This window comes from Streptomyces sp. MnatMP-M17 (assembly GCF_900091995.1).
In the GTDB taxonomy this organism is placed as follows: Bacteria; Actinomycetota; Actinomycetes; order Streptomycetales; family Streptomycetaceae; genus Streptomyces.
Genome location: NZ_FMDK01000565.1, coordinates 1 through 8719, shown reverse-complemented (window position 1 = coordinate 8719; position 8719 = coordinate 1). Strand labels below are relative to the sequence as shown.

The window sequence follows — 8719 nt, the reverse complement described above, 5'->3', positions numbered from 1 at the left end:
TCGACGGAAGTCGCCGCGCACGGTGCCGGCCGACGGGCCGCGCCGTCCCGGATCGGGTCCACGCCCGGTCCACCGGGTCCCACCCGATCTGCCGGTCTATACGGGAAGCAAAGCTCCCTGCCGCGCTGGGACGCGAAGCCTGCGGCAGGAGTAGACGAACGCGGGCGGCACATTGGCCCACACCGTCCGGCCCGGCACGGTCTCCTCGAACGCCGCCCCCAGGGCATCCCGCAGTCTGCGGGCGGGAGGGGCCCACCGCGTGTGGGTGTACGCGAACGTGGTGAACGTGCCGTCGGGAGCGAGGATGTCGGTGATGGCATCGAGGAGGTCGTCCTGATGCTCCGACGAGAACGCCGCCCAGGGCAGCCCGCTCACGATCACGTCGGCCTGTCGGTAACCGCGCTCCGCGAGTAGCTCCCGCACGTTCCGGGCGTCGGCCACCGCGACCTCCACCCCCGGATAACGCGCGGTCAGCATTCCGGCGAAGCGCTCGTTGATCTCGACTGCCAGATGATGGCCACGGCCGGCCAGTCGCCGCTGGATGGCCCCGGTGAACGAGCCCGTGCCCGGACCGAGTTCAACCACCAGCGGAGCACCGGTGTCCGGTATGGGCGCGGTGGCCAGGTCTGCCAGTGCCTCACCGCTGGGGGTGATGGAGGCGACGGTGAACGGGTTGCGGAGAAACTCCCGCAGGAACACGGCACGGGTGTCGGCGGTCATCGGCCGGCTCTCCGTCCAGAGGTGCGCGTGACAGTGGTCATGATGAGTTTTCCCTTCCGGGAGTCCGAACGATGAGAGGGCCGCAGCGGCCGGGACAGGGGCGTCGCACCCCGGGAGGCGTCGCACCCCGGGAAGTGATCGCGACGCGACGCCGTACGGATGGCTACGAGGGGTCGGCGGGGCCGAGGACCCGGGCGAGCCAGTCGTTGCGGGACCGCCGTGCGGCGGCCGAGACCCGCGCCAGCGGGTGCAGCGCGTCGAAGCCGTGGAATCCCCCCGCCCACACGTGGAGTTCCGCCTGTCCGCCGGCCGCCCAGATACGGCTGGCGTAGTCGGTGTCCTCGTCGCGGAACACCTCGGCGGAGCCGGCGTCGATGTAGGTCGTGGGCAGGCCCGAGAGGTCCTGGGCCAGCGCGGGTGAGACGTAGGCGGGCACGTTGTCGCCGGTGAGACCGCCGAGGACACTGTGCCATCCGAACGCGTTCATCTCCGTGGTCCAGAGCCCTGGCACCCCGGAGAACTGGCGGCTGGAGGTGGTGATGTTGCGGTGGTCGAGCATGGGACAGACCAGCATCTGGGCCGCGATCGCCGGGGTGCCGAGATCCCGGGCAAGGAGAGTGAGGCCGGCGGCTATGCCACCGCCGCCGCTGATCCCGGCGACGACGATCCGGGCCGCGTCGATGCCCAGCTCTTCCGCGTTTTCGGTGATCCAGAGCAGCGCCTGGTAGCAGTCGTCGACCAGGGCGGTTCCGGTGGCTTCCGGAGCGAGCCGGTAGTCCACGGAAACCACGACCGCGCCGAACTCGTCCAGCCACTCCAGCGGGATATCGATCTGCGAGAAGCGGTCTCCCATCACCATCCCGCCGCTGTGCATCCACAGGACGCAGGGAGCGGCGGTCGTACGGTCGGTGTCGGCCGGGCTGAAGATCGACAGCGGGATCGGGGCACCGTCCGTGGCGGCGACGGTGATCTCCCGCCGTTCGACGGAGCGTCCTTCGAGAAGGGGCTCGACGGGCGGCGATGGATACTGGCGCACCTGCGCGAGTATCTCCGGGTCGAGCTGCGACATCAGGGGCATGTGCGCGAGGACCGCACTCAGTTCGGGGTCCAGATCGGGACGGGTGGAGGTCATGTCAATTCCTTTTCCTGGCTTTCGGAACGGCCTGGGAATGGCCGTCGGAACGGTCGGCGGAGGAGGCGGCGGGCCGTCGGCCGGAACACCGCAGTCGGCCGCCTCCTCCGCCGACTGGTGTCAGAACGCGGCTTTGCCGCCGACGGGCAGTTCGTCGATGTACTCGGGCTCACCGGCGAGCAGCGGCTGGAGCTGCCCCACCAGCTTCTGGGCCGCCTCGGTCGCGAAGAACGCGCCGTGCGCCTCCTGGCTCGTCCAGCCTTCGGTGACGTGGACGACGTCCTCGTTGTCGGAGGAGCGACTGACCAGGAAAACGACGCAGTCCTCGTTCGACAGGGACGGCGCGTCGAGCAGGAACGCGAGCAGGTCGGCGCCCTTGCCGGGCTGCGCGGTCATGGTGGCGTGGAAGCCATGGGTGACGGTCATGGGAGTGGCACCTCTTGTCCTGGAAGCCGGCGCCCGTTCTCCGGCGGCGGCTGACTTGCGCTTACGGACTCGACACTCCACGCTGCCCGGCCTACGCACATCAGCCATTCATCTCCGGCCTCGACCCGACCGGCCTTCCCCGCGCGGTTAAGTCATTTGGCAGATGCACACGGGAAACCGCAGGGCGAGCATGGAGCGCATGACACGCCCTCCCGCACGAGAGAACCCCCCGGTGCCGCCGGCTCCCCTGCATACGCGCGAGGTCCGGGATCGTGCCCTGTTCGATCTGGAGGACGGGCCGGTCACCCCGTCGAACCGCGCCGAGCTGACGACGGTCGCCCACTTGCTGGACATCCTGCTGGCCAGCCTGGTCGTGTCCTCGCTCCAGTACGAACAGCACGCGCTGCTCGTCCGTGCGCCATCGCACCGGCCGATCGCGGAATTCTTCTACTCGTGCGCGGACAGTGACCGCGGCGACGGACGTCTGCTCGCGGTGCGGATCCGGCAGCTCGGGTTCACCGCCCATCACGACCCGGAGCACCTGGCCACTCGGTCGCGGATCGCCTTTCAGACCTTTCCGGACGGCGACCTCGGCGGCATCGTCACGCAGGATCTCGCGGGAGCGAGGATCCTGGTCCAGACGTTGCAGGAGGCAGTGCGCTGGCTGAGGGACGACGATCCCACCACCCGGCGGCTGCTGGAACGGCTCCTGGAGAAGAAGGAGGCCCAGGCCGACGTACTCAGCGCGCAGTCGTTTCCCACGCTTCAAGCGGAGGCGGCTGATCGTTCCCGGGAAGCGATGGACGGGACGACAGGGCGTCCCTGAGTCCGGCGCGCGACGAGATGCCGAGTTTGGGAAAGATCCGGTACAGATGTGCGCCGACGGTCCGGTGGGAGAGGTAGAGCCGCTCGGCGATCTGCTTGTTCGTCAGGCCGCTCGCCGCGAGTTGGGCGATCTGGAACTCCTGCGCGGTCAGGTCGAGCGGTGCATCGGACGGCACGTCGCTCTGACGGTATCCCGAAGCGCGCAACTCGCCCGATGTGCGAGCGACCCACGGCTCCGCCGCCATGGCCGCGAATCCGGCGCGGGCGGCCAGCAGGTGCTGACGTGCTTCGGGTACGGATCTGTCCCGGCGCAGTTTCTCGCCGAAGGCGAGGCGGATACGCGAGGTGTCGTACAGCCACCGTTCCGCCGAGGGATCCGTCAGCAGCTCCGTCAGTCGCGGCACCGCCTCGTCGCTCTGGAGGACGAGGGCGTCGGCACCCGCCTGGATCAGCGCCATGCGGGGCGACAGCCGGGCCACGCCGGCCGCCCGCATCGCCTCGACGTGTGCCCTGGCCTCGACCGTACGACCGGTGCGCACCGCCGCCTCGACCAGGTCGAACATGACCCAGGTGCAGTGCGGGACGTACGAGGCGAGGGTTCCGGGCGGGCTCATCGCGGCGGCATGGCGGAAGGCGGACTCGTAGTCGCCTTGGCCCAGCGCGGCGAGTGTCCGGGGATGCTGGGCGAACAGGACGGCGGCCGACACACCACGCGGGAGCGCCCAGTGGGTGATCTCGTCGGCGAGTGCGTACGCTTCGTCGAAGTCTCCCCGGCCGGCGGCGATGATCGCCCTGTTGTAGCGGAAGTACCACGCGAAGAACGGGAACCCGCTGGTACGGCAGACTTCCTGCCCTTCGACGGCGAGTTGTTCGGCCTCGTCCCAGCGGCCGACGAGGTAGTCGTCCAGACACAGGTGCATGAGGGCGCCGAGATGTCTGCGCGCCGTTCCCCCGTCGCGTCCCTGCGCCACCAGTCGCCACGACGCCTCCCGGCAGTCGCCCAGACGATCAAGGTAGACCGATGCCGTTCCCGTGCGCATGATGCGTGCGGGGTCGGCGTCGTCCGCGAGTGTGTGCAGGACCGCGTCGATCTGCGGCAGAGCCTCCGCTCCGGTGCGTACCGGATCGGGAAACGTCTTGCTGACCAGGGAGAGTACGTCGGGCGGGCTCGGCTCCAGTTTCCGCAGGGCCTCGAAGAAGGGTTCCCAGTACGCCGGCGCGCTTCCGTACCAGCACAGCAGCAGCAAGGTGTGCAGCGCCTCGATCAGCGCCGGGTTCTCCGCACGGTAGCCGTGGTCACCGGTCTCGATGGCGCCGACCAGGAGGCGGTGAGCGGTGTTCACGTCACCGTCCCCGTTGATCATCAGGAACGCGGCCGCGTTGGCCGCGTGCAGCGAACCGGAGGAGTCCGAGGTCGCCTGCCGGGCGTCGGACAGCAGCGCCTTGGCGTCGTCGATCGAGCCGCTCGCCTCGGCGCCGATGTACGCGGCCTCCGCGAGCCGGCGCCCCCGGTCGGCGCCCGTCACGCTCAGTTCGGCGGCGCGGATCAGGGCCGCGACCGCCGCGAAGGCGTCCCCTCGGCGCATGACCTTGCGGGCCGCGACCTCCAGCAACTCCGCCACCACCTTGTCGGGGCCGACGGCGGCCGCAGCGAGGTGCCACGCACGGCGCTCCTCGTCACCGCCGAGGGCTTCGGCGAGTTCGACGTGCGCCCGGCGGCGCTCCTCGTGGGTGGACATCGCCACGATCGCCGACCGGATCAGCGGGTGCCTGAACGCGATCCGGGCCGTGGCGTCGTCGACACGTACCAGTTGTGCCCGCTCGGCGGGCCCCAGGTCGGCCAGGCCGGGCCGGTCGCCGAAGACCGTTCTCAGCACCCGGATGTCCCCGGTTCCCTCGAAGGTGGCCAGGAGCAACAGCTCACGGGTCGCCTCCGGCAGATCGGCGATCCGAGAGGCGAACAGCGCCTGAAGCCGTTCGCTGAGCGGAACAATCCCGGACTGCTCGACCCGACGCGAGGCCGCGCCCTGCAACGTGGACGGCAGCTCCATCAGCGCCAGCGGGTTTCCCTGGGCGAGTTTGAGCAGCCGCTGCCGGATGCGGCCGGGCATACGCGGGAACGCGACGTCGACCAGCTGCTCGGCGGCCTCGTCGCCGAGCGGCGGTACGGTCATGTCGGTCAGGCCGCGCCGGTCGAGGAAGCTGGTCGCCCCCGTCCTGGACGACGCCAGAAGTCCGGCCTGGCAGCCTTCCAGGCGGCGTGCGACGAAGCCCAGCACGCCGGCGCTGGCGCGGTCTATCCACTGGATGTCGTCGACCAGCAGGAGCAACGGTGTCTCGGCGGCGGTCGCCCTGATGAGCAGCAGCGCGGCGTTGCAGACGACCAGTACGTCCGGTGGCGGACCGACACCGAAGCCCAGCGCCACCGACAGCGCCTCCCGGGGCCCCGCCGGCAGGCGGTCGAGGTCGTCGTGCACCGGCAGCAGCAACTGGTTGAGGCACGCATAGCTCACATCGGCCTCGAACTCCGACCCGGACGCCCGCAGCACCCGCATACCCTCCGCGAGCGCGAGCTGCCCGGCGGCGGCCATGAGAGCGGATTTGCCCACGCCGGGCTCACCCCAGAGCAGCCGCGTCGTCCCGTGCCGCCGCACCTCGTCGAGGAAGGCGGAGATCTGCCCGAGTTCGGCATGGCGTCCGAAGAGTTCACTGCTGGCCATACATACCTCGCCGCCGGGTTCGTGTCCTTCAGTGACCTACCACACTCGGTGAGGAGTAAGTCCACTCAGTTTCGGAATGATGGTTGTCACATACTGTGGCGATTCCTTTGCCGAGCGTGACGTGATTGCTCTTCTGTGCCCCGAGGTATTCGTCACGGCAATGGGCCGCGATTGCAGAGTAAAGCAGCGGTCGCCCGCCGGCGAGCGCCCCGGGGGCCTCGTGTGCAGGAAATGAGCGGCCCTGATCGCTCGGGCGAAGAATGGACTTACACAGAAGTGGCGCAGGCTTGCACAATCCTATTCTTCAGGCCGGGCGGCCCGGCGTGGAGAGGCTGGACTTGCCACGACCTCCAATCTTTGAATACATTCATGCAGCTGGATGAACTCCGCCTTCTGCTGGCTCGTCATGCCCGACCAGAAGCCGCAACGGCCATCGAGAACGTAATGATCGCCAACGGAGAGTCGGGGACCACCTCGGCATCGATGGCGGCACGGTGGTGACGCTGACCGGCCAGGGCGCCAGGCATCTCTCGCCCGGCGCGTACGCGTACGAGTACCGCGCCGGGCAGTGCCTGGTCGCGTTGCTCGACCAGCCGAGAGACAGGGACATGCTTGCCCTTCTCGTCCATCGGGAGATTCTCTGACATCCGTTCACCGGAGATCGGGGCGCGAAAGTCCGACAGATAGGTTTCGCGGACAGCGAGCTCTCGCGCATAGCCAGAGCGGTTGCAGTGGATTCGTGAGAATCGTCGCGAACCCTTCCAGGTGGACGACGTGGCAAAGCTGACGGGAATGAGAATTTCCGCCTACTGCGGAATTATCGGGCGGCGGAGACGCCGACGACCGGGGGCAGTCCGTTCGCATCCGACAGGACGTGCATCCTGGAACCCGGTTTGCTCCGGTCCACGAGGCTCGGGCCTGTGAGTTCGCCCCTTTTTTTGGCCCAGACGTGGGCGGAGTCGAGGACCACGCGGGAGAGGTCGAGCAGCCCGCATTCGCGGACACTTGGGTGAGCTGACGCAGGTGGTGCCGAGGCGAACGGGACGACGTTGCCGGGAGGCGGGACGGCTTCCTCAGACCCCGACGTTCGCCGTCAGCTCCCGCCGGGCCCGGGCCGCAGCGCCGATCGGTACCGCATCGGTGGCCAGGCTTGCCCTGACCAGCCGGACCGGGTGGCCGCTGACCGGCGGTTCGGCGGCCAGCGATGCCGTGATGAGGGGTTCCAGCAGGGGCCAGGCGCGGCTGACCCCGCCGCCGACCACCACCGTGGTGATGTCCATGATGCCCGCCGTCATGACTATCGCCCGGGCGATCCCGGCTCCGGCGGCCCGGTACACCGCGAGGGCGTCCTGGTCACCGTGGCCGGCGGCCTCGGCGACCTCGCGGGCGGTCAGTCGGCGGCCGGTACGGTCCGCGTAACGAGCGCCGATGGAGCGGCCGGAGGCCAGGGTCTCCAGATGGCCCCGGCCGCCGCACGAGCAGAGCAGATCGCCGAAGCCGGGGATGTGCCCGATCTCGCCGGCCGCGCCGTGCGGCCCGGTGAACAGGGCGCCGCCGGTCCACAGCGCGCCGCCGACCCCGGTGCCCAGTGTCATCCCGAGGACGTCCGACTCGCCGCGTACGGCGCCGCCGGACACCTCCCCGTAGAGGAAGGCGTTGACGTCGTTGTCCAGGAAGGCCGGGACGCCCAGGGCCTTCTCGACGGCGTCCGTCACCGCGAAGTCGGCCCAGCCGGTGAAGGAGTCGCTGGCCACCAGGATGCGGCCGGTGGCGGAGTCCACCACGCCGGCCGCGCCGACCCCGCTGCCGACGAGGCGGCCGGGGGTGCGCTTCAGCAGCGGGGCCAGCGCGCCCATGGCCGCGCCGATCATGGCCTGGCCGCCGTCGGTCGCCGGGGTCGCCACCTCGGCGCGGTCCAGCACGGTCAAGTCCTCGCCGCAGACCACCACTTGGGTGGTGGTGCCGCCGATGTCCACTCCGGCGAAGAGCGTACGGTCGTGGGAACTCACCCCTGGGCCTCCGTCCGGCCGGCCGCGAGGGTGGCCAGGCGTTCGGCTCTGCGGCCGCGTTGGATCACCGGGTCGGGTACCGGCACGGCGGCCAGCAACCGGCGGGTGTAGTCGGTCTCCGGGTGCAGCAGGGTCGCGCCGGTGGCGCCCTGTTCCTCGATCCTGCCGGCCCGCATCACCACGACGCGCTGGGCGAAGTGCTGTACGACGGCGAGGTCGTGGGAGACGAAGAGACAGGCGAAGCCCAGCTCGTCCTGGAGTTCGGAGATCACTTCGAGCACCGCCTCCTGCACGCTCACGTCGAGCGCGCTGGTGGGCTCGTCGGCGACCAGCAGCCGGGGCTCCAGGACCAGGGCGCGGGCCAGGCTGACCCGTTGGCGCTGACCGCCGGACAGCTCCCGGGGGGCACGCCGGGCGAGATCACGCGACAGCCGGACCCGTTCGAGGACGGCGGCGACCTTGGCCTGGCGGTCCTTGGCGGAGAGCCCGCGGCCGTGCACCCTGAGCGGCTCGGCGATGCACTCGCCGACCGTCATACGGGCATCCAGCGAGGCCACCGGGTCCTGGAGTACCACGCCGATACCGGCCCGCAGCGCCCGCCGGGCCCGGGACCGGGTGCGCGCCAGGTCGGTGCCGAACAGGAAGGCGGCGCCGGAGTCCGGCCGGATCAGACCGAGCGCGACCCGGGAGGCGGTGGACTTGCCGGAGCCCGACTCGCCCACCAGGCCCAGGGTTTCCCCGGCGTGGACGGTGAGCGACACCTCGTCCAGAGCCCGTACGGCACCCTTGCCACGGCCGAACACCACCGAGACGTCGCGGAGTTCGACGACCGGCTCGGTGTCCGGGCGGGTGGCGGCGGGCGACGGGACCGGCGGGGCCCCCCCGGG

The 8719-nt window shown here is 70.2% G+C and carries 8 protein-coding genes and 1 pseudogene; 2 read left to right on the top strand and 7 right to left on the bottom strand.

Annotated features, from left to right (window positions below; translation table 11 throughout):
* Positions 1-96: 96 nt before the first annotated feature.
* The 3 genes from GA0115259_RS24365 to GA0115259_RS24355 form a co-directional block, all read right to left on the bottom strand.
* Positions 97-720: a class I SAM-dependent methyltransferase gene (locus GA0115259_RS24365; RefSeq protein ID WP_093600995.1), complete on the bottom strand. Its 624-nt coding sequence runs from the start codon at positions 718-720 to the stop codon at positions 97-99.
* Positions 721-883: 163 nt separating this feature from the next.
* Entirely contained in the window at positions 884-1852 is a 969-nt protein-coding gene (locus tag GA0115259_RS24360) for an alpha/beta hydrolase (RefSeq protein WP_093600993.1), read from the bottom strand.
* Positions 1853-1972: 120 nt separating this feature from the next.
* Positions 1973-2278: a putative quinol monooxygenase gene (locus GA0115259_RS24355; protein ID WP_093600991.1), complete on the bottom strand. Its 306-nt coding sequence runs from the start codon at positions 2276-2278 to the stop codon at positions 1973-1975.
* Positions 2279-2510: 232 nt separating this feature from the next.
* Between GA0115259_RS24355 and GA0115259_RS24350 the strand changes: the two genes are divergently transcribed.
* Positions 2511-3104, top strand: a complete 594-nt coding sequence (locus GA0115259_RS24350; protein WP_161230456.1) for a ferritin-like domain-containing protein — start codon at positions 2511-2513, stop codon at positions 3102-3104.
* On the opposite strand, the gene GA0115259_RS24345 is transcribed toward GA0115259_RS24350, so the two are convergent.
* Positions 3019-5823, bottom strand: coding sequence for a helix-turn-helix transcriptional regulator (locus GA0115259_RS24345; protein ID WP_093600987.1), 2805 nt, complete (start codon positions 5821-5823; stop codon positions 3019-3021). The genes GA0115259_RS24350 and GA0115259_RS24345 overlap by 86 nt on opposite strands.
* 494 nt (positions 5824-6317) lie before the next feature.
* On the opposite strand from GA0115259_RS24345, the gene GA0115259_RS39675 reads away from it, so the two are divergent.
* Positions 6318-6467 (top strand): AraC family transcriptional regulator, encoded by a 150-nt coding sequence (locus GA0115259_RS39675; RefSeq protein ID WP_141716674.1) that lies wholly within the window; start codon positions 6318-6320, stop codon positions 6465-6467.
* Between the two features lie 182 nt (positions 6468-6649).
* On the opposite strand, the pseudogene GA0115259_RS24340 reads toward GA0115259_RS39675, so the two are convergent.
* The 3 genes and pseudogenes from GA0115259_RS24340 to GA0115259_RS24330 form a co-directional block, all read right to left on the bottom strand.
* Positions 6650-6805: pseudogene (locus GA0115259_RS24340) on the bottom strand (IS5/IS1182 family transposase); the annotation flags it as partial.
* A 91-nt stretch (positions 6806-6896) separates the two neighbouring features.
* Positions 6897-7832, bottom strand: coding sequence for an ROK family protein (locus GA0115259_RS24335; protein ID WP_093600985.1), 936 nt, complete (start codon positions 7830-7832; stop codon positions 6897-6899).
* The coding region (locus GA0115259_RS24330; RefSeq protein WP_141716673.1) for an ABC transporter ATP-binding protein at positions 7829-8719 on the bottom strand (891 nt) is incomplete at its 5' end. The genes GA0115259_RS24330 and GA0115259_RS24335, both read right to left, overlap by 4 nt.

Coding starts and splice junctions, on each gene's coding strand:
- GA0115259_RS24365 (WP_093600995.1), bottom strand. CDS start 720: ATGACCGCCGACACCCGTGCCGTGTTCCTGCGGGAGTTTCTCCGCAAC.
- GA0115259_RS24360 (WP_093600993.1), bottom strand. CDS start 1,852: ATGACCTCCACCCGTCCCGATCTGGACCCCGAACTGAGTGCGGTCCTC.
- GA0115259_RS24355 (WP_093600991.1), bottom strand. CDS start 2,278: ATGACCGTCACCCATGGCTTCCACGCCACCATGACCGCGCAGCCCGGC.
- GA0115259_RS24345 (WP_093600987.1), bottom strand. CDS start 5,823: ATGGCCAGCAGTGAACTCTTCGGACGCCATGCCGAACTCGGGCAGATC.